This is a genomic window from Actinoplanes sp. SE50/110 (genome assembly GCF_900119315.1).
In the GTDB taxonomy this organism is placed as follows: domain Bacteria; phylum Actinomycetota; class Actinomycetes; order Mycobacteriales; family Micromonosporaceae; genus Actinoplanes.
Genome location: NZ_LT827010.1, coordinates 3503157 through 3525404 on the forward strand (window position 1 = coordinate 3503157; position 22248 = coordinate 3525404).

Below are 22248 nucleotides of genomic sequence, written 5' to 3' on the forward strand. Positions count from 1 at the left end.
AAGGTATTCCAGTGACGGAGGGGTAGCAAGAACCTTCCGTCGCCGCGCGCGTCGCGAAGAAAATTTCCGGATCGGGGAACGGAGGCCGTCGATGGTCAGGCTCGTGCTCAGCGTGGCGGTCGGGCTCGTCACCGGCCTGCCCGCGGTCACCCCGGCCGACGTGGCGTTCCGGCACGACGTGCTGCGCCCGGGCACCGCCGCACAGGCCGGTCTGCGACCCGCTCCGATCGGCGAACTGCGCGATGTCGCGGCGGCCCACCTGCGGCCGACACCCGACCACCCCGGGCACCCGTCGTACGCCGGTGCCACCGTGCTCGCCGCGCACCACGGCATCGTGGTGGCCCGCTTCGCGGTGGGTGACGCGGTCCGCTACACCGCGACCGCCGCCGGGATCGCCGAGCTGCCGCCCGCCCGGCGCGTCCCGGCCCGGGTGGACACCATCTGGGACCTGGCGTCGCTCACCAAACTGTTCACCACGATCGTGGTGCTGCAGCAGGTGCAGGCCGGGCGGGTGGGCCTGGACGCGCCGGTCGCCGCGTACGTGCCGGAGTTCGCGGCCGGTGGCAAGGCCGCGGTCACCGTCCGGCAGCTGCTCACCCACACCTCCGGGCTGCCCGCGTTCCGGCCGCTCTACGCCACCGAGCCGACCCCCGCGGCCCGGCTCGCCGCGGCGCTGCGCACGCCGGTCACCCCGGGGACCACGCCCGGCCGGCAGTACGTCTACTCCGACCTCGGCATGATCGCGCTCGGCGTGCTGGTCGAACGGGTCACAGGCAGGCGCCTGGACCGGGTGGTGCACGACGGGGTGACCGGGCCGCTCGGCATGCGCGACACCGGCTACCGGCCGGGGCGCGCGGCGCGTCACCGGATCGCGGCGACGGAATATCAGCCGCACGTCCATCGTGGTCTGGTCCGGGGGGTCGTGCACGACGAGAACGCCTGGGCGCTGGGCGGCGTGGCCGGGCACGCCGGGATCTTCGCCACCGTGGACGACCTCGCCGTGCTCTGCCAGACGCTGCTCGACGGCGGCGAGTACCACGGGCACCGGATCCTGTCCGCGGCGATGGTCCGCGCGGCGCTCACCGCGAACCCCGGCGGCCGCGGGCTCGGCTTCGAGCTGGCCGCCCGCACCTACATGGGCGGCCTGACGTCACCCGTCACTTTCGGACACACCGGGTTCACCGGCACGTCCGTGGTGATCGACCCGGTGCGTCAGTCCTTCCTCATCCTGCTCAGCAACCGGGTGCATCCGGACCGGGCGTGGGGCACCGACACCGCGGCCCGCCGGGCGCTGGCCGACGCGTTCGCCGCCGCCCATCCGTGATCGACAAAAGTCAGGAGACGACCATGGAGTACGACGTGAGCAGGCGCGACCTGCTCCGGTGCGCCGCCGGGGTGGCCGCCGTGGGCGCCCTCGGCGGATGCGCCCTGGGCGGCGGCGACGTGCCCGGCGACCCCACCGTGACCCGGCCGGTCAGCGCGGCCAACCCGCTCGGCGTGCCGGCGGACGCCCCCCTCGAAGTGGTGATCTTCAACGGCGGGTTCGGCGAGGACTACGCCCGGGAGCACGAGGCGCGCTACCGGCAGCGGTACCCGCGGGCGCGGATCCGGCACTCGGCGACCCAGCAGATCGCCGAGACGCTGCAACCCCGGTTCGTCGCCGGCGACCCGCCCGACGTGGTCGACAACTCCGGCGGCAGCCAGATCGACTTCAACGCGCTGGTCGGCCAGGGCGCGCTGGCCGACCTGACCGACCTGCTCGACGCGCCCAGCCTGGACGACCCGACCGTGCGGGTGCGCGACACCCTGCTGCCGGGGATCGTCGAGGTGGGGTCGTACGGCGGCAGGTTCCTGACCCTCAACTACGCCTATTCGGCGTACGGGATCTGGTATTCGCGCAAGCTCTTCGAGGCGCGCGGCTGGAGCTATCCGCGCACCTGGGACGAGATGATCGCCCTGTGCCGGCGGATCAAGGCGGCCGGCATCGCCCCGTGGACCTACCCGGGGGTGCATGCCCGATACATGAGCTGGCCGATCCTGGCGGCCGCCGCCAAACTCGGCGGCCTCGGCGTGCTCAAGGCGATCGACAACCTGGAGCCGGGCGCCTGGCGCCACGAGGCGGTGCGGACCGCCGCCGAGGCGTACCGCCAGCTGGCCGTCGACGGATTCCTGCAGCCGGGCGCCGCCGGCATGGACCACATCCAGGCGCAGACCGAATGGTGCCGGGGGCGGGCCGCCTTCGTCTCCTGCGGATCCTGGCTGGAGAACGAGATGAGGTCGGTGACACCGCCCGATTTCGCGATGACCGTGGCACCCACCCCCAGCTTCACCGCTACCGACAGCATGCCGTTCACGGCGTTCCGCGGCACCGGCAGCGAACCGTTCATCGTCCCGGCGAAGGCGAAGAACGTCCGTGGCGGCCTGGAATACCTGCGCATCATGCTGTCCAGGACGGCCGCCGCCGCCTTCACCACCCGGGTCGGCAGCCTGACCGCGGTGGCCGGCGCCACCGGGGGGCAGCCGCTCAGCGCCGGGCTGACCGCGGTCACCGCGATGGTCGACGCGTCCCGGGGCTCGGCGTTCACCTGGCTCTACGCCACCTACTACCGCAAGCTGGAACGGGAACGGGTGAACGCGGCCACCCTCGACCTGCTGACCGGGCGCTGCACCGGCGCCCAATGGTGCGACCGGATCCAGCGGTCCGCCGACGAATGCGCCGCGGATCCGGGTGTCAAGAAGTACCAGCGGGTCTGAGATGCGCGGCAGACGACCGTTCATCGCGGCCTTCCTGATCCCGTCCCTGCTGCTGTACGGCGTCTTCGTGGTGTCGCCGTACGCGCAGGCGTTCCCGATCGCCGGCACCGACTGGGCGGGGCTGTCACCGTCGTACGACTTCGTCGGCCTGGACAATTTCCGGCGGCTGCTCGGCGACGCGTACTTCTGGACCGCGCTGCGGCACAACGGGCTGCTGCTCGTGCTGCTGCCGGTGGTGACGATCACGCTCGGACTGTTCTTCGCCTCGATGATCAGCGTGGGGGGACGGGGCGACCGGGCCGGGATCCACGGCGTACGCGGCTCGGGTTTCTATCGGGTGGTCTACTTCTTTCCGCAGGTGCTGTCCGTGGCCATCGTCGGCGTGCTGTGGAAACAGATGTACGGGCCGAACACCGGGCTGGTCAACGGAACACTGCGCGCGATCGGCCTGGAACGGTTCACCACGCCCTGGCTCGGCGACCCGCGGTTCGCGTTCTGGTGCGTGTTCGCCGTTCTCGTCTGGATGAACGTCGGCTTCTACGTGGTGCTGTTCAGCGCCGCCATGCAGGCCGTGCCGCGGGACCTGTACGAGGCGGCGCTGCTGGACGGCGCGAACCGGCTCACCACCCTGGTCCGGCTGACCGTGCCGCTGCTCTGGGACACCATCCAGGTGGCCTGGGTGTATCTGGCGATCATCGCGATGGACGGATTCGCCATCGTGCAGCTCGTCACCGACGGCGGCCCCGGATCGGCGTCCGACGTGGTCGGCCTGCGGCTCTACCGGACGGCGTTCGGCGACGGCCGCTTCGGCTACGCGTCGGCGATCGGGGTGGCGATGTTCTTCCTGACCCTCACCGTGGCCGCGATGTTCCTGCGGGTCACCCGCCGGGAGACGGTGGAGCTGTGAGCGCGCGCCGGCCGATCCTGTCGCACCTGTTCCTGATCTGCTGGGCGGTGCTGACCACGCTGCCGCTGCTGTGGGCGGTGCTCAGTTCGTTCAAGAGCGACACCGAGATCCTCACCGACCCGTGGCGCCCGCCGTCCCGGCTGCGCTGGGAGAACTGGACCCGCGCCTGGACCTCGGCCCACCTCGGCCGCTACTTCGTGAACAGCGCGGTGGTGGTGACCGGCGCGCTGACCATCACCATGCTGTTCGGCGCGATGGCGGCGTACGTGCTGGCCCGCTACCGGTTCCGCGGCCATCGGATCGCCTACTACGCGTTCGCCGGCGGCATGATGTTCCCGGTCTTCCTCGCCCTGGTGCCGCTCTTCTTCGTGGTCCGCGACCTGGGCCTGCTCGGCACGCTGCCCGGGCTCACCCTGGTCTACGCCGCCTATTCGCTGCCGTTCACGGTGTTCTTCCTGACCGCGTTCTTCCGCACCCTGCCGGGCGCCGTCGCCGAGGCCGCGATGGTCGACGGCTGCGGCCACCTCGGCCTGTTCTTCCGGATCATGCTGCCGATGGCCCGCCCCGGCCTGCTCAGCGTCGGCATCTTCAACTTCCTCTTCCAATGGAACCAGTACGTGCTGCCGATCGTGCTGATGCAGGGCGAGGGCGCCGAGAGCCGGTGGGTGCTGGCCCAGGGCCTGACCGCGCTCGCCGTCAGCGAGGGTTACCGCGGCGACTTCAGCGGCCTGTTCGCCGGCATGACCATCGCCATGCTCCCGGTCCTGGCCGCCTACCTGATCTTCCACCGTCAGGTCCAGAGCGGCCTGTCCGCGGGCCAGCTCCGCTGAGCGGAAGGTGGCGGCCGGATCAGCTCAGCCTGCCTGCCGGCCCGATGACCGATACCTCGTGCGTGAGGCATCTGACTCGTCGCCCGCCGGCCGGGAACCCGGTCCTGGTCGGGCTGGCGGCGTTGGCCGACGTCCGGGTGTGGATCACTGGCTGAAACAGTGATCCACACCCGTTCATCCGGACCGAGACCGCCGAGGGGTTTCTCGAATCACCTGCCCGATGGAAGCCGCATCCTGACGCGGAACACCTCGCCAGGCTTCCCTGAGGTCCCTCCGGAAATGCACGAGCACCTCCCGGCCAGGGCCGACAAATCCTGTTGAGGACCCGAAGTCGGTCGGTGACTCAGAGACGTCGTCGATCTGGTGTCTTACTCGCGGACGCCGGTCTCCACCGCCCGGATACCGAACCGCCGGCTGACCGGCATCGGCCTCGCGTTGCGCGGTTACGTCGCTATCCTCGCCGTCACCGCTACGCAAATGACCTGGCCGTGACCAGGTGAACTTTCCCGCTTGGCACTCGACGGGCAGGTGTCGGACCCCTATCCTGACACCTCGGAGAACACCGGGGTAACGGAAGGTCACGCGATGACGACCACCACGGTCGACGTCAACACCAGCACCGACGGCACTCTCATCATTCATCCGCACGGCGCTCTCGACGCCACCGACGCCGTCGGACTCAGCCGCACCCTCGTGCAGGCCATCCGCCGCACCCGCCCACTGCGTCTCATTCTGGACCTGGCTGACGTCCACGATCTCGACCCGATCAACCTCGGCACGCTCGCTGCCGCGTGCCACCTTGGTGATGATCACCAGGTTGCCGTGTTCCTCGACCACAGCTCAGCACGAATCGCCGAAGAACTGACCGAAGCGGGTGTTCCCCGACACCGCCTGCGCAACATCATTTGATCCATAGGGGGCGTCCCGCCACGGTAAGCCGGTCCGGACCCGCCACCGGATCCCGTCGATGACAATCGCATGGTCCATCTGCGGGGCCGATCGCGACCTAAGGCCAGTGGAGTCGGTGGTCCCAGTGGGGACGTAGCGGCGTCACGAATGCGGAGCGCTGAGACTCCGGCGGTGGGGAGTTGACGGAGCTCGACGGCGTGGTCGGGACCAATCGTGCCGTTCAACCGCAGGGCGACGTTGTTCGGGCCGCAACGTGGCTGCCTGACATCCGCGACATCCTGACGTTGATCTTCGACCGGGCAGGGCATCAGGTGCTCGCCGCCGGGGGCGGACTCGCGGCGCTGCGGGTAGCCAGGAGCCGTCCGACAGCGTCCTTCGGTCGCCGCGGGCACAGCGCCTCGTCGGTAGTTCTCCGCAAGGCGCTGGGCGGTGCTGCAGAGAGCTCGGACTTGTCTCAGTGTGGGCGTGTGGCCGGGTGTTGGCGTCGGGCGAACAGGATTGCCACGATCGCGATGAGCAGCGCGGCGGAGGCGGCGTAGCGGTCGAGGTTGAGGCCGCCTTTGGCGATGGGTTTGTCGAGAAAGTCACCGACGACGGCGCCGAGCGGGCGGGTGAGGACGAAGGCGGCCCAGAACAGCAGGGTGCGCGACAGCCGGGTCCACCGGTAGGCGGCGGCGAGGATGGCCAGCAGAGCGGTGAACAGCAGGGCGCCGCCGGTGTATTCGAGGCCGATCGTGTCGGCGGTCCAGTCGCCCAGGGCGGTGCCGAGGGTTTGTGAGAACAGGATGGTGAGCCAGTAGAACGCTTCGGTGCGCGGGGTCTGAATGCTGGTCACGGCGATGGTGCCGGTGGCTTTGTACCAGAGGGCAAAGGAGCACGCCAGACAGATGACCAGGATGGTGGTGCCGCCAGGGTAGCCGAGTCCGAGGGACCGGTCGACGTAGTCGGCGATCGTGGTGCCCAGGGTCGTGGTTGCGACGATGGTGAACCAGTACACCCATTGATGGAACCGTGTCGCCCGGACCTGCAGGATGACGGCGGCCACGAACACCACCGCGAAGATCATGGTGCTGACCAGGTAGCCCAGGCGCATGGACATGGACAGCGAGTCGCCGCCTGTCTCGCCGAGAGTGGTGGCCAGTACCTTGACAACCCAGAAGCCGACAGTGACGGCCGGGACTTTGGCGATGAGATCGCGCAGTCCGTCCTCCGTCTGGTTATCCAGCGGGTTCGCCGTCAGCGGGTCTGAGGTGGCTCGGTTGGCGGGTGATCCGGGCTGCGACATGGTGAACTCCGCTCGCTCGTTGTGGCGATCGTGACTGGCCGGAGATACGCGGGGGATGCACGCGCAGTTCAGATGAGTTCAGGCAGGTCGGAGAGCTGCATTCTGCAAAGGTAGATGAGATCTCAGAGGAATTGCGGCTTTTACTCCTGAAGCGTGACTTCAGTGGGATTGCGGGCCCGCGATGCCGCCGACGGGAGACGGCGTGGCCTTGCCGCCGGGAGTCGGCGGGGATCGCTCGGTGGGGAAGGCGGGTCAGCGCGCCGCAACGGTCAGGGCAGCCGGCAGTGGTAGTCGGGGGAGTTTGCACGTGCGTTCGGCCTGACCGGAAGCCGCGACCCGTTTCATGAGGGTCAATCTAAATGGTGGTTACATAGATGTCTATAGATGTATAGATGCGGTCCCGCTGCTCGTGTCGGCTGGGTTGCTCAAGGCGTTGGCCGGCATGTCCACCGTGAACTCCACGGCCCGCCTGATCGCCGAGGCGCCGGTCGTGGGCTCGTGACGGGCTACGGCCGGCTCCTACCCGTACCTGCTGCGGGAGCCCGCCGTCACCGCCCTACGCAACGTGTCCTGACCCGGGGGGTCAGGGACGCGGCGCCGCCGCGCCGGGGCGGCAGAAACGGAGGTCACCCCAGTGCAGCGTGGAGCAGGGTGCCCAGGTCGTCGAGCTGGGTGGGGGTGAGGGCGGCGAAGGACGTCGCGACGACCTCGTCGGCGAGCTGCTGGCCGGCGGCCCGCAGGCGTTCGCCCTCCGGGGTGAGGCGGTGTCTGACGGCCCGGCCCGGCCCGGGCACGCGTTCGATCAGGCCGCGGTCGACCATGCGGGTGGCCAGGGAGCCGAAGGACTGGTCGGTCTGGAAGGTGCGGACGGCCAGGTCGTGCAGCGAGGCGTCCGGGTGCCGGTGCAGGTGGCGCAGGGTGTCCCACTGGGGCAGGGACAGGCCCAGTGGAGCCAGTGCCGCGGTCAGGGCGCGGTGGTGGCGGTGCTGGAGGCGTTTGACGGCCAGGGCGACGTCGGCGGGGCGGTAGGGCACCGGTGGATGGTAACTCGGGAAACTCAGGTTGCGTATATAAGCTTCCTTATCTAAGGTTCCTTGTATACGAGACAGGGGAGCGACACCATGACCGAGATTCTTCTGGACGACCGGGGCACCGGTAAGCCGTATCTGCTGCTGCACGGCGGTGGCGGGGTGGCCACCATGGCGGGGCTCGCCGGCCGGCTGGCCGCGCGACCCGGGACGCGGGTGCTGCTGCCCACCCACCCCGGCTTCGCCGGCACGGTCCAGCCCGACGGGTTGCGCTCGGTGGGCGACCTGGCCCGGGCCTACGTCGCGCTGCTCGACGAGCGGGACCTCACCGACGTGACCGTGGTGGGCAACTCGTTCGGCGGCTGGCTGGCCGCCGAGATCGCGCTGCTGCGCAGTCCCCGGGTCAGCGGCGCGGTCCTGATCAACGCGATCGGGATCGAGGTCGCCGGGCACCCGGTCGCCGACGTCGGCGCGATGACCCCGGCCGAGCTGGCCGCGCACGCCTGGCACGACCCGTCCCGCGCCCCCAAGCCGCCGGCCGCCGGGGGCACCGGCCCCAGCCCGGACATCCTGGCGCTGGTCGCCTACACCGGCCCGGTGATGAACGACCCCACCCTGCTCGACCGGCTGCGGACCCTCGACCTGCCGGTCCACGTCATCTGGGGCGCCAGCGACCGGGTCGTCGACGTGGCGCACGCCGAGGCGTTCGCCGCCGCGCTCCCGCAGTCCACCCTGACCGTGCTGCCCGGCTCCGGTCACCTGCCGCAGCTGGAGACGCCGGAGGAGCTGGTCGCGGCACTGCTCGGCGACTGACCACGGGCGGCGGACCGGCCGACATCACCGTGGGGACACCGGCCGGCCGAAAACCGGGAAGCTCACCTCGACCCGCAGGCCGTCGCGCCCGGTGGACGACGCGGCGATGGTGCCGTCGTGGGCCCGCACGATGGAGCGGGCGATGGCCAGGCCGAGCCCGGCGCCGCCGCTGTGGTCGATGCGGGCGGCGGCACGTCGGCGGAACGGTTCGAACAGGGCCGACACCTCGTCGGGCGGGATGTCGTCGCCGGTGTTGACGATGATCAGGGCCGGCTGGTCGCCGACCCGGATGTCGATGGTGCCGTTGGGGCGGTTGTACTTGACGGCGTTCTGCACCAGGTTGGTGACCAGGCGTTCGAGCAGGACCTGTTCGCCGAGCACGATCCGGGGCGCGAGCGTCGTGCTGACGGTGAGACCGTCGTCGGGAACGCGGTCGACGACCGCGGCGACGATCTCGTCGAGGCGCAGCGGGGTGCGGGACATCAGACCGCGGTCGCTCTCGCTGAGCACGAGCAGGCCCTCGATGAGCCGCTCGTTGCGCTCGTTGGTCTGCAGCAGCTGGGCGGTGAGCAGGGACAACTGCTCGCCGGTCAGCGGCTGGCCGAGGCTGACCTCGATGAGCGTGCGTTGCACGGCCAACGGCGTACGCAGCTCGTGGGAGGCATCTGCCGCGAAGCGGCGTTGCGCCTCGTAGCCGACCGCGATCCGGTCCATCATCTCGTTGATCGCCCGGCCGAGCCGGGCCAGGTCGCCGCCGCCGTCGCCGGTCCGCAGCCGGTGCCCCAGATTCTGCGGGCCGACGTCGGCGATCAACGGGACCATCTCGCGCAGCGGGCGCAGGCACCAGCGGAACAGCGGCACGCACCCGCCGATGATCACGGCCAGCACCAGGGCTTCGCTGAGCAGCCGCGGAATGCTGGGGTGGCGGAAGAGCTGCACGCAGAGGTACGACGTGTCCTCCGGGGTGCAGGTCCACGGTACGAAACCCCACACCAGGGCCAGCAATCTGGCGCCCAGCCAGGGCACGAACTGGGCGGTGACCAGCAGCACCGCCCCGGCGAGCAGCATCCGCCGGGCGGGCGAGCCGGTGGTCACGCGCCGAGCCGGTAACCGGCGCGCGGCACGGTGTGGATCAGCGGCGGGTCGCCAAGCTTGCGGCGCAACGTCATGATCGTCACCCGGACCGTGTTGGTGAACGGGTCGGCGTTCTCGTCCCAGGCCTGTTCGAGCAGGTCCTCGGCGCTGACCAGGCGGCCGCCGGCGCGCAGCAGCACGTGCAGAACGGCGAACTCCTTCGGGGTCAGCGACAGCAGCAGCCCGTCGCGGGTGGCGGTGTGCCGGGTGATGTCGAGGACGACGCCGTCCTGCTCGAGCACCGGCGGCAGCGCGGTCGACGGGCGCCGGGACAGCGCCTGCAGCCGGGCGACCAGTTCGGCGAAGGCGAACGGCTTGGTCAGATAGTCGTCGGCGCCCAACCCCAGGCCCTCGACCCGATCGCGGATGCCGACCGCGGCGGTCAGCATCAGCACCCGGGTGCCGGCGTCGGAGGCGGTCAGGTGCCGGCACACGTCGTCGCCGCTGCGGCCGGGCAGGTCCCGGTCGAGGACGGCGACGTCGTACCGGTTCACCGAGAGCCGTTCGACGGCGCTGTCGCCGTCGTAGACCACGTCGACGGCCATCGCGAACCGCCGCAGCCCCTCGGCGATCGTGTCGGCCAGAATCCGCTCGTCCTCGGCGACCAACACCCGCACGCCGCGTCCTCCCGTTGCCCCGCTTTTGCCCACCACACCAAAACACTGATAAAGATCGCATAAGTACGTCGCTGACGACGCCCGTACCACCCGCCCGGAAGCATCGACGGCTGTGCTGAAGCTACTCGCGATCGTCATGCTGATCGTCCTGGGCGCGGCCCGGCCCGCCTACGCCATCGCGTACGGCGAGACCGCCGAAGACGGCCGGTACGCGTTCTCCACCCGGCTCACCATGACCGGCATCCCGACCGAGGAGAACGGGACCCGGGACAGCTGGTGCTCGGGTGCGCTGATCGCCCCGCGCTGGGTGATCACCGCGGGGCACTGCTTCCGGGACGCGGCCGGCCGGCACGTGTCCCGGACGGTGGCCGACCGCACCACCGCGACGGTCGGCGGTCAGGAGATCGAGGTGGTCGCCGTCGTGCAGGCCGGTGGCGCCGACGTGGCCCTGGCCCGGCTGGCCGCCGAGGTCACCGGGGTGACGCCGCTGCGGGTCGGCGACACCGCGCCCGCCGAGGGGGAGCAGGTGCGGCTGACCGGGTTCGGCTTCGCCGACGACCAGGGGACGGTGCCGGCCCGGATGCAGACCGGTCAGTTCGTCATCGACCAGGTCGGCGAGCAGCTGCTGCAGATCTCCGGGCGGGCGCCGCGCCGAGCGACCAGCGCCTGCCTGCACGACTCCGGCGGCCCGTACTTCCGGGAGCGCCGAGGGGGCGCGCCGGAACTGGTGGCGGTGGTCAGCGGGGGACCGGCGTGCCCGCACGAGGGCCCGGACAGCAGCGCGCGCACCGACACCCTGGCCGGCTGGATCACCGCGACGGTCACGGCGGCGCCCGGACCGGACGTACCGCTGATCGTCGTCGTCGCCGCTCTCGGTCTTCTGATCGTCGCGGGGGTGGTGACCGGGGTCAGGCGATGGACCGCGCCTGCGCCCGGACCGCGTCGAGGAAGGCATGCAGGGCGGGTGCCGCAGCGGACTGCCGTGTGACGGCCATCAGGCGGCGGCCCAGCGCGGCCCCGGCGACCTCCCGCACGGCCAGTGCCGGGTCGGCGACCGGCAGCGCCAGCGGTGGCATCAGCGCGACCGCGGCTCCGGCCCGGACCAGCTCCAGCTGCACGTCCGCATCGTTTGAGCGGTGCCGCAGATCCGGCTCGTAGCCGCCCAGCGCCCGGCAGGTGCCGACCACCATGGCGTGGTGCCCGGTGCCCTCGGCGGAACTCGTCCACACCGCGGAGTGCAGGTCGGCGAAGGCGACCGGCCCACCGGCGCGGGCCAGCGGGTGCGCGGCCGGCAGCACGAGCCGCAGCGGCTCGGCGAGCACCACGGTGAAGCGCAGTCCGGCCGGGCGGGGGCGGGGATGTCCGTCGTACTCGTCACCGATCACCAGGTCGACCGCGCCCAGGCGCAGGCTCGGCAGGGCCTGCTCCAGCTCCAGTTCGGAGATCTCCACCCGGACCCGCGGATGCCGGCCGGCCAGCCGGGTCAGCGCCGGGATCAGCAGCCGGCGGGCGGCGGACTGCAGGCCGCCGGCGCGCACCGTGCCGCGGATGTCGCCGCTCAGCGCCGCCAGGTCGGCCTCGGCGGCCTCGGCCGCGGCGAGCAACACCCGCGCGTGCCCGGCCAGCAGCCGCCCGGCGTCGGTGAGCCGCAGTCCCCGCCCGGCGCGGGCGAACAGGGTGGCGCCGACCTCCTTCTCCAGCAGCGCCAGCTGCTGGGACACGGTCGACGGGCTGTAGCCGAGAGCTGCCGCGACGGCGCCGAGCGTGCCGCGCTCCTCGAACTCGCGCAGGAACCGCAGCCGGCGCAGATCCAGGGCGACCATGCGGGAATCCTACTGATTCACCTCCGGAAATCATCGCTGGACCTGATGGGTCGTGGCGCCGAAGCTGGGCGCATGGGTCCGTTGCTGGTTCTTCTCTCGGCCGCGTGTTTCGGCGCGATGGCGATCTTCGGAAAATGGGCGTACGACGTGGGCGTCACCCCCGGCACCCTGCTGCTGGTCCGCTTCACGCTGGCCGCGCTGCTGCTGGCCATGGTGCTGGCGGCCGGTCCCGCGCTGCGCCGGATGCCGCCGGGCGGGGGTCGCGGCCGGGCCGTGCTGACCGCGCTGGGGCTGGGGGCGGTGGGCTACGCCGCGCAGGCCTCGCTGTATTTCGCCGCGTTGGAGCGGATGGACGCCTCGCTGCTGGCGCTGATCCTCTACACCTATCCGGTTCTGGTGACCATCGGCGCGGTGCTGCTCGGCCGGGACCGGCTGACCCGGGGCCGTGCGGTGGCGCTGGCCGCGGCGTCCGGCGGGACGCTGCTGGTGCTGGGCGGGGCCGGCGGAACCGGCTTCCGGCCGGTGGGTGCGGTGCTGGCCTTCGGCGCGGCGGTCACCTACACCGGCTACATCCTGGTCGCCGACACCGTGGTCCGCCGGCTGCCGCCGGTCGTGCTGTCCGCCCTGGTGATGGCCGGCGCGGCGGTGACCCTCGGGGTACGCGCGCTGCTCACCGGCGGGGTGCACTTCGGCTTCCCGGCGGCCGGCTGGCTGTGGCTGGGCTGCATCGCGGTGGTGTCCACGGTGGTGGCGATGCTCGCCTTCTTCGCCGGGCTGCGCCGTACCGGGCCGTCGGCCGCCGCCATCCTGTCGACCTTCGAACCGGTGGTGACCGGTGCGCTGGCCGCCCTGACGCTGGGCGAGCGCCTCACCCCGGTGCAGGTGGCAGGCGGCGTCCTGGTGCTGGCCTCGGTGGTGATCCTGCAGACCGGCCCGGGAACGGGCCGGTCCGCGGACCGGGTCCGGCGCGACGGCCGGGTGGCCGCCTGAGCCGACCTGAGCAATGGCGCGGCCGCCGCGGATCAGCCGCCGATCCGGTTCAGGACGAAGTCCCGGGCGGCGGTGTTGTACCTGCGGGTGTAGCTCAGGTGCACCGCGACGCTCCGGCCGCCGGCGCAGAACGTGTCGCCGGTGTCGCAGTAGGACTGGGTCCGTGCCGCGAAGGCGTCGAGCGGCGCGTCGCCGCCGCGCGGGAACAGGCCGCGGGTCTTCGAGGTCCCGGCGTTGAACGACTTGCCCGGCACGTACCGCGGATCACCCATCAGGATCACCGCGGCGACGTGGTCGGTGGTCTTCTTCGACAGCGCGGCGTTCGGGGTGAAGCCGGCGACCCGGCCGGTGCCGGCCAGCACGTCACCGATCACATGCGCGCCCTGCGAGTAGCCCATCAGGACGATCCTGGTGCCGGGGCAGTTCCCGGCCTCGGCGGTGACCTGGGCGGTGAGGGCCCTGGTGCCGGCGGCGACGCTCGGCGGGTACGGGTTCAGTGCCGCCGGATAGTCGGTGGCCTCCACGGTCACGGTCTGCCGGCTGGCCCGGGTCACCGCGGTCGCCAGCGATCCGATGATCCCGGTGCCGGGCGCTTCGGTCGAGGCCCGCGTCACGATGATGTGCACATCCGGACACTTCCCGGCCTGATCGCCGGTCGAGGCGACCCGGGTGCCGGCGCCGGGCAGGGCGCGGGTGGCGGCACCCGGCCGTGCGGCGGTGCCGGCCGCCGCGGAGGTGGCGGGCCGGCCGGCGGTGCTCCCGCCGGCGCCCGGGATCGTCGCGGCGAAGCTGTTCTGCACGATGAGCAGGGCGCCACCGGTCACGACGGCGACGGCGGCGGTCAGCGCGATCCGCTTCCGGAACCTGTTCGGAGACATCGATTCTCCTCTCCGTCTATTCGCACTCGTTGTGCAAATACCTGCCCGGAGATACGGGCCGACCCGGTCGGCGGATGAACCCCGCGCGGCGGAAATATCGGCGGATCACCTTCATGATGTCCGATGCCGCGGCCGACCTCGGATCGTCGCTCCGGTGGCGGCCGGGTCACGATGATCCGGCCGCCGGCGCGGCCCGGGCGATCATCGCGACCACTCCTCGCGGTTCCTGCTGAGTGCTCATCTTCCGCCGGTGATGATCAGACATGCCTGCCGTTCCCGCCTAGAGTCCGGGTATGCCACGTATCGCGGTGACCGGCGGCGGCGGCAAGCTCGGCCGCGCCGTCGTCCAGGACCTGCTCGACCACGACTTCGAGGTGGTCAACCTCGACCGGGAGCCGCCCCGGGACCCGGTGTGCCCGCACACCCGGGTCGACCTGACCGATTACGGCCAGGTGGCCGAGGCGCTCACCGCGATCGACAGCCGCTACACCGGGATCGACGCGGTCGTGCACCTGGCCGCCATCCCGGGGCCGGGCGTGGCGACCAACGCGGTGACCTTCGCCAACAACATCACCGCCAGCTACAACGTCTTCGCCGCGGCCCGGGCGGCCGGGATCAAGCGGGTGGTGTGGGCGTCCAGCGAGACCGTGCTGGGCCTGCCGTTCGACACCCCACCGCCGTACCTGCCGGTCGACGAGGAGTACGCGGCCCGGCCGGAGACGTCGTACTCGCTGGCCAAGCACCTCGACGAGCAGATGGCCGCCCAGTTCTGCCGGTGGGACCCCGAGCTCACGATGATCGGGCTGCGGTTCTCCAACGTGATGGAGCCGGACGACTACGCCGCCTTCCCGTCCTTCGAGGCGGACCCGCGCCGGCGGATCTGGAACCTGTGGGGATACATCGACGCCCGTGACGGGGCGCAGGCGGTGCGGCGGGCCCTGTCGTACGACCGCTCCGGTCTGGAGATCTTCATCATCGCCAACGCGGACACGGTGATGAGCCGGCCCACCGCGGAACTGGCCGCCGAGTACTTCCCGGAGCTGCCGCTGACCCGCGAGATCGGCGAGCACCAGACGCTGCTCTCCATCGACAAGGCGCGCCGCCTGCTCGGCTACGACCCGCGGCACGGCTGGCGCCGATGACACCTGGCGGCCCGGTGCCCGTCACGTGGGCCGTCCGAGGATCTCGTTTGCGGCCCCGGAACCGGTTCCATAGAGTGTTGGCGATCGCCGGCGGACCGGACGGGGGATTCCTGCATGTCGATCGTGGAAGCTCGTGGGCTCACCAAGGTGTTCCGCCGGCCCGACAAGGGTCCCGGCCTGACCGGCTCGGTGCGGCACCTGTTCACCCGCCGCTACCAGGACAAGGTCGCGGTCGACCGGGTCGACCTGTCGATCGAGGCCGGTGAGGCGGTCGCCTACGTCGGGCCGAACGGGGCCGGCAAGTCGACCACCGTGAAACTGCTCAGCGGCATCCTGGTGCCGACCGCCGGCGAGGTCCGGATCGACGGGCTGCACCCGCAACGCGACCGCACCGCGGTGGCGCACCGGATCGGGGTCCTCTTCGGCCAGCGGACCCAGCTGTGGTGGGATCTGCCGGTCGCCGAGTCGCTGGCCGTGCTGCGCGACATCTACGGGGTGCCCGACGCGGCGTACCGGGCCCGCCTGGCCCGCTTCGAGGAGGTGCTCGACCTCGGTGGGATCCTGCCGATCGTCGGCCGCAAACTCTCCCTCGGCCAGCGGATGCGCGCCGACCTGGCCGCCGCCCTGATCCACGGGCCACAGGTGGTCTACCTCGACGAGCCGACCATCGGGCTCGACCTGGCCGTCAAGGACCGGGTCCGGGAGTTCTTCCGCACCCTGCGCGACGAGGGCACCACGGTGATGCTGACCAGCCACGACCTGGCCGACATCGAGGGCTTCTGCCGCCGGCTGGTGATCATCGACGAGGGTCGGATCATCTTCGACGGCGACCTGCAGAGCGTCAAGGACCGGTTCGCCCGCGAGCGGATCCTGCACGTGGAGACCGAGCAGCCGGTGCCGCTGGACACGCTCGCCGCGGCGCTGCCCGGCGCGGCGGTCACCGCGGAGGAGACCCCGACCCGGTTCGCCGTACGATTCGATCGGTTCGCCATGACCGCCGGGCAGGCGGTGACCGCGGTCGCCGGGCTGACCAGCCTGGTCGACTTCCGGATGGACGAGCCCGGGATCGAGGACGTGATCCGCCGGGTCTACTCCGGAGAGCTGGTCCTCGACGAGAACCGGGCGGCCCGGTGAGGGCCTACCGGGCGCTCGCGCGGGCCACGGCGCGGTCCGCCCTGGCGTACAAGAACAATCTGTTCCTGGGTCTCGGTGCCGTCTTCGTGCAGTTCATCGCGATGCTCGCGGTGTGGCGGGTGGTGCTCGCCGACGGGTCCGCGGTGCAGGGCTTCGGCTGGCCGCAGATGCGCGCCTACCTGCTGGTCGCGTTCGCCGCCGGCACCCTGGTCTCGGTGTTCGGGGACTTCCGCACCGCCGCCCGGATCCAGAGCGGGCTGGTCGCGCTGGACATCATCAAACCCGTCGACTTCCAGCGGGCCCGGCTGGCCGAGACGCTCGGCGGGACGTGGCTGGAAGCGCTGGTCGTCGTGGTGGTGGGGGGCGTGACGCTGGCCCTCACCGGCGGGGTGCCGACCCCGCCCGGCGCGGCGCTGGCGCTGTTCGCGGCTAGCATGCTGATGCTCGTACCGCTGAAATTCCTGATCGTCTATGTGAGCACGCTGGCCTGTTTCTGGACGCAGAACTTCATCGGCGTGCAGTGGGCCCGGATCGCGCTGGTCAACCTGCTGTCCGGGGCGCTGATCCCGCTCGCCTTCCTGCCCGGCTGGCTGGCCGCGGTCGCCCAGTGGTCGCCGTTCGCCGGGCTGGTGTCCACCCCCGCGTTGATCTTCGTCGGTCAGGTCGGCGTCGGCCGCGGCCTCGCCCTGGTCGCCGCCCAACTCGGCTGGGTGGTGGCGCTCTGGTTCGGCGCCCGGCTGATCTGGCGGGCCGCCCTGCGCCAGCTCACCGTCCACGGAGGCTGACCATGGGAATGCTGCGGCTCTACCGCCGGCTGCTCGGCGCCCACCTGCGGTCCATGCTCGAATACGAGACCGACTTCTGGTTGCTCGCCGGTGCCACCGTGCTCACCCAGGTGGTCAACGTCGTCTTCCTGTCCGCGCTGTTCGCCCGGGTGCCGCGGCTCAACGGCTGGAGCTTCTGGGCGGTGGTGATGATGTTCGGCGCGGTCGCCGTCGCCGAGGGCGTCGGCTCGCTGTTCTTCGAGGGCATGTGGCGCATGGCGTGGCAGGTCAACCAGGGCGAACTGGACTACTTCCTGGTCCGGCCCTACCCGGTGGTGCTGCAGGTGAGCAGCGCCGAGATCGGCGTCAACGGGGCCAGCAACATCGTCACCGGCGGTCTGATGCTCGGCGTCGGCGCCGCGCACGCCGGCGTCGACTGGACCTGGTGGCGGGTCGCCCTGGCAGTGCTCCTGCTGGCCGGCGCGTGCGTGATCAAAGTGTCGATCAACCTGGCCACCAACGCCGCGGTCTTCTGGCTGAGCAGCCCCACCCCGTTGTTCGGGTTCGCCGTCCACCAGATCGGCGACCTCGCCCGGTTCCCGCTGTCGATCTATCCGGCGGCGCTCAAAATGGTGCTCGGAGTGGCGTTGCCGTTCGCGTTCGTCAGCTTCTTCCCGGTCGCCTACCTGGTCGACGCCGGCGCGGCGCCGTGGGTCGGGGTGCTCACCCCGCTGGTCGCCGCCTACTGCCTGGGCGCCGCACTGCTGATCTTCCGCCGCGGGCTGCGCCGTTACGAGAGCGCCGGCAACTGAGCGGCCCGCCACGGCGACCCGCCCCGGCGTCGGTCGGATTCCGTTTCCCGGTACGGGATTGTGGGCCACCCGAAAGTCGACGCATCGGTGGCCCCGGGGTGTGGAGCAGGGTCCCCGGACGGGTGAGTCGAGCGGCTCCCGGACCCGCGGCGGCGGCTAGGGTGCCTGGTGTGGCGATGCCGTTTCGTATCCACGCCGGGCATCTCGCGGCGCTGCGGGCCCGGCTCGGGCGGATCGCCGCCGGTGTCGGCGAGTTCGAGCAGGACCAGGCCGCGTTCGGTGCCTGGTGCGGCTGGATCCTCACCGGGCTCGGCGACCGGGTGGTCCGGCACGGCGAGCTGGTCGCCTACATCGAGGAGACCCTGCTGCTGTTCGTCCAGGGGTTCCACCGGGTCGCGGACGGCTCGGAGACCTTCGGCGCGATGATCGGCATGCCGGTCGACGAGGACATCACGGTCTACGACTCGGCCACCGAGATCATCGACGGGGTGCTCGACACGGTCGCCGCCCGGGAGTGGGTGGAGCCGCTGCTCGCCGAGGCCGCCCCGGTCGCCGAATTCGCCGCCCCGGTCGGCGACCTGGTCGGCGCGCTGCGCGTGGGCGGGCTCCACTGGGCGGTCACCCACGTGCCCGAGCTGCGGCAGATGCTCGACGACCTGGCCGGCGCCCCCGACGTGGTGGCCCGGCAGGCCGACCGGTGGGGGCGGATGGCCACCGAGCTGGAACGGATCGCCGACGACCTGCAACGCTGCCTCGACCACGACTTCCGCGGCCGGAGCAGCCCCGAGGTCCGCGGCTACCTGGCCATCATGTCGAACAATGTGGTCGGCCTGCGCGGCCTGGTCGCCACCTCCACCGCGATGACCGCCCTCACCAAGGCCGCCGGTGACCTGATCCTGCTCACCCGCGACATCGTCCGCGGCCTGATCGGCGACCTGATCGCCCGGGTCGCCGGCTGGTCCCTGGAATCCGAGGTCGTGCCGCTGCCGCTGCTCACCGCCCGGCTGGCGGTCGTGGCCACCACCGTGCGCCGCGTCGACGCCTACCTGAACGCCCTGGTCGTCAGCATCGCCAACCTGTCCCGCTCGATCGGCGGCTGACGGGTGCACGATGGTGGCTCTGGTCTGCTCGGCCCGCTCGACGCGGCTCACCCGGGTCAGGATGGGCCCTGCCCTCCAGCCCGGCGACGGCGCGGGCCGGCGTTCGTCCGGTCCGGCGATCCTAACCGGCGGCGATCAGGCCCGCCGCGAACAGCAGGTAGAAGACGACGGCGACGCAGAGCAGGCGCGGGGTGACCCGGCCGGTGCGGAACAGGATCAGCAGATAGACGACCGACAGCATGGTGGCGGTGCCGGCCAGGATCAGCGGGGTGTCGAAGCGCCAGGCGGTGCCGAGCAGGCCGATGCCGGACGGCACCGTCGCCTGGATCATCATGGCGCCGGAGATGTTCGCCAGCGCGAGCGGCGTCTTTCCCTGCCGCACCCAGATCACCGCGTTCATCACCTCGGGCAGCTCGGTGGCGATCGGCGACAGCAGCAGTGCGACGACCACCGGGGACAGGCCCATCGCCGGACCGGCCCAGGCGAGTTGCCGGACGAACAGCTGCGAGGCCAGGAAGATCACGACCAGCGTCGCCAGGCTCTGGACGATCACCGCGAGGGTGGCCGGGCTCTCCCGCCGCGGCTGCAGCTTCAGCGGCTCCAGATCGTCCACGATGCCGGCGTCGCCGGTGTCGGCCGTCTCCTTGCGGAAATAGATCGCATAGGCGACGAAGAACAGCAGGCCGAGCCAGGGTTTGAGGGCGAAGGCGACCAGGCCGAGACCGATCTTGAACACGAAGATGGCCAGGAACCAGGTCTGGTCGCGGGCCAGCCGGGTCAGATCGGTGCCTCCCAGGTCCGGCATTTTGACAATCAAAAGCATCAAGCCGGTTATTGCGTACGCGATGGTGCCGACCACTAGTGGGCCACCGAGCGCCGCGCCTACGCCGATGTCGTCACCGGCATGGCCACCGCCGAAGAGGACCGCGATCAGGGTGACCACGCTCTCCGGCAGGGCGGTGCCGGCCGCCGCCAGGATCGTGCCGACGGCCAGCGGGCCGACCCGGAGGCGGACGCCGAGCCACTCGACCGCGTTGACGAACCACTCGCAGGCGAGGTAGATGACGACGGCACAGGCGAGCAGGAGAACGACGTGGATCACGCCGTCCTACTTTTCCCCTTTCGTGGCGCTATTTCAGGGCTTTGATGGAGGCGTTGGCGAGTTCCTCGCCGACCCGGATGGCGCCGTCGACGTGCAGATAGCCGAGGCCGGCGACGTCCGCCGAGCCGAACGACAGCGGGCCGGTCTCCTCGCGCAGGTGCCGGCCGTACTCGTGGAAGGCGCCGATCGCGAAGCTCGTGCCGTACGCCCCGCCGGTCCACTTCTCGTCCAGCCACGGGCTCTCCGAGTAGGCCACCGGCTGCCGGGCCTCGTCGCCGAAGTAGGAGGCCAGCGAGTTCAGCACGGCGGCTCGCCGGTCCGCGGGGGAGAGGTCGAGCAGCGCCCGCGCGTGCCGGTCCGAGACGAAGCCGACGAGCACGCCACGGCGGTCCTCGGGGCGGTCGTCGTTGGTGTTGTCGTACACCTCGTGCACGATCTGGTACGGGCTGAACCCGGTGCCCGACAGGCCGGCCGCGCGCCAGAACGGCGTCGGGTACGCCACCTGGATCTTGAGCACCGTGCCGAACGACTGGTGTGCCTGCGCCTGCCGCTGCGCCTCGGGCAGCGCCGGCTCGAAGGTGATCCGGCCCATCAGGGTGGGCGGCAGCGCGAGGATCACGCGGCGGCCGCGCACGCTGCCGTCCGCCGTGGCGACCGTGGCGCCGTCCGCGTCCCAGGTGATCCGCTCGACCGGCGAGTTCAAGCGGACGATGTCGCCCAGGCGCTCGGCGAGCAGGCGCGGGACCTGGCTCAGGCCGCCCGCGACCCGGCGGTCCAGGACGAAATTCTCGTCGGTGAGGTGGCTGAAACCGCCGGCGCTGGCCGCCATGTGCAGGGCCGAGAGGGTGGAGAACTCGTCGGCCGCCTTGGTCAGCATCGCCGAGGCCAGGAACATCGCGACGTTGTCCCGGGCCTCCTGGTCGTCGGTGCGCATCCCGAGCCAGTCGGCGAACGAGATGCTGTCCAGGCGCTCGGCGTCCGGGTGCGCCCACGGGCGGTCCGGGTCGGTCTCGGCGGCCAGGCGCTCCACCTCGTCGCTGATCGCCTCGATCGCGCGGGCGGTCGCCGCCGACACGGGCAGCGCGGCGCCGGTGTAGGTGTGCCGGACCCCGGCCCGATCGCGGTAGACGTTGGCGCCGTCGCGGTAGCGCGGGAACGTGTCCAGGCCCAGCTCCTCGGCCATCGCCAGGGCGGCGGTCTGGTCCGGGGAGATCCACTGGCCGCCGAGCTCCAGGGGGACACCGTCGACCTCGGCACCGAGCAGGCGGCCGCCGACCCGGTCACGGGCCTCCAGGACGGTGACCGTCAAGCCGGCCGCCGCCAGCCGGGTGGCGGCGGTGAGGCCGGTGACCCCGGCGCCGACGACGACTACATCCGCTTGCTCGTACATGACTGCTCCGCTTCGATTGGTATGGCCGTATAGTATGGCGATACCAAGATCCGCGCCAGCCCGGGTTGCCGAGCGGTTGCTTTCCGGTGGTTTTCGCAGCCTGCGCCGCGGCAGGTTAGCGCAGGTCGGGGCAGTTCAGGGACAGGGCGAGCCAGGAACGGACCATCCGGCTGGCGTCCTCCCAGCCGAAGTCACGGTCGCTCAACGACACCTGGACACCCAGACCGTCAGCCATACCGAGCGCCGCCGCGGCGATCGCATGAGTGTCGTCCGGTTCGGCGATCACGCCGGCCGTCACGCAGTCCTCGATCGCCTCGGTGATCATCGCGATCCAGTTCCGGTACTGCGCCGTCGAAGCCGCCTTCAGCCGGTCGTCGCGCAGCGAGGCCCGCCAGCATTCGGTCCAGACCAGCCATTCCAGCCGGGCCGCGTCGTCACCACCCAGGCCGGCCGCGAGATGGGTGCCCAGCCAGCGGAGCCGGGCCAGCGGATCGGCGATTCCGGAACCGGCCGCCTGAATCTCGGTCAGGTAGCGGTTGGTCCGCTCGTCCAGCGCGGTGGCGACCATGTTCTCCCGGGTGCCGAACGCATACTGCAGGCTGCCGATCGACGTGCCGGCCCGCTGCGCCACATCGGTGAACCGGGTGTTCTCATGCCCGCGCTCGGCCACCACCGCACAGACCGCGTCGATCAGCTGGTGCCGCCCCGCCTCGGTCCGCTTCGGTGCCCGAAGCCGGGCGGCTGCGTGCCCGGCCGGAAGTCGCCCCATCGAAAACCTCACTCGAAGAACCCTGGTCGGGCTAGCTTCGCACGCCCCCGCTCCGCTGCCATCAGCC

General features: G+C 71.4%; 22 protein-coding genes. 13 read left to right on the forward strand and 9 right to left on the reverse strand.

Annotated elements, in window-relative coordinates; all coding sequences use genetic code 11:
* Window positions 1-91: 91 nt before the first annotated feature.
* The 5 genes from ACSP50_RS15515 to ACSP50_RS15535 all read left to right on the forward strand — a co-directional run bounded on the left by ACSP50_RS15515 (window position 92) and on the right by ACSP50_RS15535 (window position 5400).
* Complete coding sequence (locus tag ACSP50_RS15515) at window positions 92-1324, forward strand: serine hydrolase (protein ID WP_014690165.1); 1233 nt, start codon at window positions 92-94, stop codon at window positions 1322-1324.
* A gap of 23 nt (window positions 1325-1347) precedes the next feature.
* Window positions 1348-2754 (forward strand): N-acetylglucosamine/diacetylchitobiose ABC transporter substrate-binding protein, encoded by a 1407-nt coding sequence (ngcE, locus tag ACSP50_RS15520; protein WP_014690166.1) that lies wholly within the window; start codon window positions 1348-1350, stop codon window positions 2752-2754.
* Between the two features lies 1 nt (window position 2755).
* A complete protein-coding gene (locus ACSP50_RS15525) occupies window positions 2756-3661 on the forward strand; it encodes a carbohydrate ABC transporter permease (protein ID WP_014690167.1) in 906 nt (301 codons plus the stop codon).
* Window positions 3658-4491 carry a carbohydrate ABC transporter permease gene (locus tag ACSP50_RS15530; RefSeq protein ID WP_014690168.1) on the forward strand — a complete coding sequence of 278 codons (834 nt, stop codon included), beginning with the start codon at window positions 3658-3660 and terminating at the stop codon, window positions 4489-4491. The genes ACSP50_RS15525 and ACSP50_RS15530 overlap by 4 nt, the downstream gene beginning before the upstream one ends.
* A gap of 585 nt (window positions 4492-5076) precedes the next feature.
* Window positions 5077-5400, forward strand: coding sequence for an STAS domain-containing protein (locus tag ACSP50_RS15535; RefSeq protein WP_014690169.1), 324 nt, complete (start codon window positions 5077-5079; stop codon window positions 5398-5400).
* A 454-nt stretch (window positions 5401-5854) separates the two neighbouring features.
* On the opposite strand, the gene ACSP50_RS15545 is transcribed toward ACSP50_RS15535, so the two are convergent.
* Both ACSP50_RS15545 and ACSP50_RS15550 read right to left on the reverse strand, forming a co-directional pair.
* A complete protein-coding gene (locus ACSP50_RS15545; RefSeq protein ID WP_014690170.1) occupies window positions 5855-6685 on the reverse strand; it encodes a membrane protein in 831 nt (276 codons plus the stop codon).
* Window positions 6686-7311: 626 nt separating this feature from the next.
* On the reverse strand, window positions 7312-7719 hold the full coding sequence (locus tag ACSP50_RS15550; RefSeq protein ID WP_014690172.1) for a MarR family winged helix-turn-helix transcriptional regulator: 408 nt from the start codon (window positions 7717-7719) through the stop codon (window positions 7312-7314).
* A gap of 87 nt (window positions 7720-7806) precedes the next feature.
* Between ACSP50_RS15550 and ACSP50_RS15555 the strand changes: the two genes are divergently transcribed.
* A complete protein-coding gene (locus tag ACSP50_RS15555) occupies window positions 7807-8526 on the forward strand; it encodes an alpha/beta fold hydrolase (protein ID WP_014690173.1) in 720 nt (239 codons plus the stop codon).
* A gap of 24 nt (window positions 8527-8550) precedes the next feature.
* Here ACSP50_RS15555 and ACSP50_RS15560 read toward each other — a convergent pair whose 3' ends face one another.
* Together ACSP50_RS15560 and ACSP50_RS15565 are read right to left on the reverse strand one after the other, a co-directional pair.
* Window positions 8551-9621 carry an ATP-binding protein gene (locus ACSP50_RS15560; RefSeq protein WP_014690174.1) on the reverse strand — a complete coding sequence of 357 codons (1071 nt, stop codon included), beginning with the start codon at window positions 9619-9621 and terminating at the stop codon, window positions 8551-8553.
* Complete coding sequence (locus ACSP50_RS15565) at window positions 9618-10277, reverse strand: response regulator transcription factor (protein ID WP_014690175.1); 660 nt, start codon at window positions 10275-10277, stop codon at window positions 9618-9620. Before ACSP50_RS15565 ends, ACSP50_RS15560 begins: the two co-directional genes overlap by 4 nt.
* A gap of 112 nt (window positions 10278-10389) precedes the next feature.
* Between ACSP50_RS15565 and ACSP50_RS15570 the strand changes: the two genes are divergently transcribed.
* Window positions 10390-11265 carry a trypsin-like serine protease gene (locus ACSP50_RS15570; protein ID WP_014690176.1) on the forward strand — a complete coding sequence of 292 codons (876 nt, stop codon included), beginning with the start codon at window positions 10390-10392 and terminating at the stop codon, window positions 11263-11265.
* Here ACSP50_RS15570 and ACSP50_RS15575 read toward each other — a convergent pair.
* Window positions 11186-12100: a LysR family transcriptional regulator gene (locus ACSP50_RS15575; RefSeq protein ID WP_014690177.1), complete on the reverse strand. Its 915-nt coding sequence runs from the start codon at window positions 12098-12100 to the stop codon at window positions 11186-11188. The two genes, ACSP50_RS15570 and ACSP50_RS15575, sit on opposite strands and share 80 nt — an antisense overlap.
* Before the next feature lie 72 nt (window positions 12101-12172).
* On the opposite strand from ACSP50_RS15575, the gene ACSP50_RS15580 reads away from it, so the two are divergent.
* Window positions 12173-13090 carry a DMT family transporter gene (locus ACSP50_RS15580; RefSeq protein ID WP_014690178.1) on the forward strand — a complete coding sequence of 306 codons (918 nt, stop codon included), beginning with the start codon at window positions 12173-12175 and terminating at the stop codon, window positions 13088-13090.
* A gap of 32 nt (window positions 13091-13122) precedes the next feature.
* Here ACSP50_RS15580 and ACSP50_RS15585 read toward each other — a convergent pair whose 3' ends face one another.
* A complete protein-coding gene (locus ACSP50_RS15585; protein ID WP_014690179.1) occupies window positions 13123-13968 on the reverse strand; it encodes a cutinase family protein in 846 nt (281 codons plus the stop codon).
* Window positions 13969-14261: 293 nt separating this feature from the next.
* Between ACSP50_RS15585 and ACSP50_RS15590 the strand changes: the two genes are divergently transcribed.
* The 5 genes from ACSP50_RS15590 (at window position 14262) to ACSP50_RS15610 (ending at window position 18920) form a co-directional block, all read left to right on the forward strand.
* Entirely contained in the window at window positions 14262-15110 is an 849-nt protein-coding gene (locus ACSP50_RS15590; protein ID WP_014690180.1) for an NAD(P)-dependent oxidoreductase, read from the forward strand.
* Between the two features lie 114 nt (window positions 15111-15224).
* Window positions 15225-16244, forward strand: coding sequence for an ATP-binding cassette domain-containing protein (locus tag ACSP50_RS15595; protein ID WP_014690181.1), 1020 nt, complete (start codon window positions 15225-15227; stop codon window positions 16242-16244).
* Window positions 16241-17029 carry an ABC-2 family transporter protein gene (locus ACSP50_RS15600; protein ID WP_014690182.1) on the forward strand — a complete coding sequence of 263 codons (789 nt, stop codon included), beginning with the start codon at window positions 16241-16243 and terminating at the stop codon, window positions 17027-17029. Before ACSP50_RS15595 ends, ACSP50_RS15600 begins: the two co-directional genes overlap by 4 nt.
* Before the next feature lie 2 nt (window positions 17030-17031).
* Window positions 17032-17820 (forward strand): ABC transporter permease, encoded by a 789-nt coding sequence (locus ACSP50_RS15605; protein WP_014690183.1) that lies wholly within the window; start codon window positions 17032-17034, stop codon window positions 17818-17820.
* A gap of 176 nt (window positions 17821-17996) precedes the next feature.
* Window positions 17997-18920, forward strand: coding sequence for a hypothetical protein (locus ACSP50_RS15610; RefSeq protein WP_014690184.1), 924 nt, complete (start codon window positions 17997-17999; stop codon window positions 18918-18920).
* Between the two features lie 121 nt (window positions 18921-19041).
* On the opposite strand, the gene ACSP50_RS15615 is transcribed toward ACSP50_RS15610, so the two are convergent.
* The 3 genes from ACSP50_RS15615 to ACSP50_RS15625 form a co-directional block, all read right to left on the reverse strand.
* A complete protein-coding gene (locus ACSP50_RS15615) occupies window positions 19042-20022 on the reverse strand; it encodes a sodium:calcium antiporter (RefSeq protein ID WP_014690185.1) in 981 nt (326 codons plus the stop codon).
* A 28-nt stretch (window positions 20023-20050) separates the two neighbouring features.
* The gene (locus ACSP50_RS15620) at window positions 20051-21412 is read right to left on the reverse strand and encodes an NAD(P)/FAD-dependent oxidoreductase (protein WP_014690186.1); all 1362 of its coding nucleotides are present in this window, start codon (window positions 21410-21412) and stop codon (window positions 20051-20053) included.
* A gap of 115 nt (window positions 21413-21527) precedes the next feature.
* Window positions 21528-22181, reverse strand: coding sequence for a TetR/AcrR family transcriptional regulator (locus ACSP50_RS15625; RefSeq protein ID WP_014690187.1), 654 nt, complete (start codon window positions 22179-22181; stop codon window positions 21528-21530).
* Between the last annotated feature and the right edge of the window lie 67 nt (window positions 22182-22248).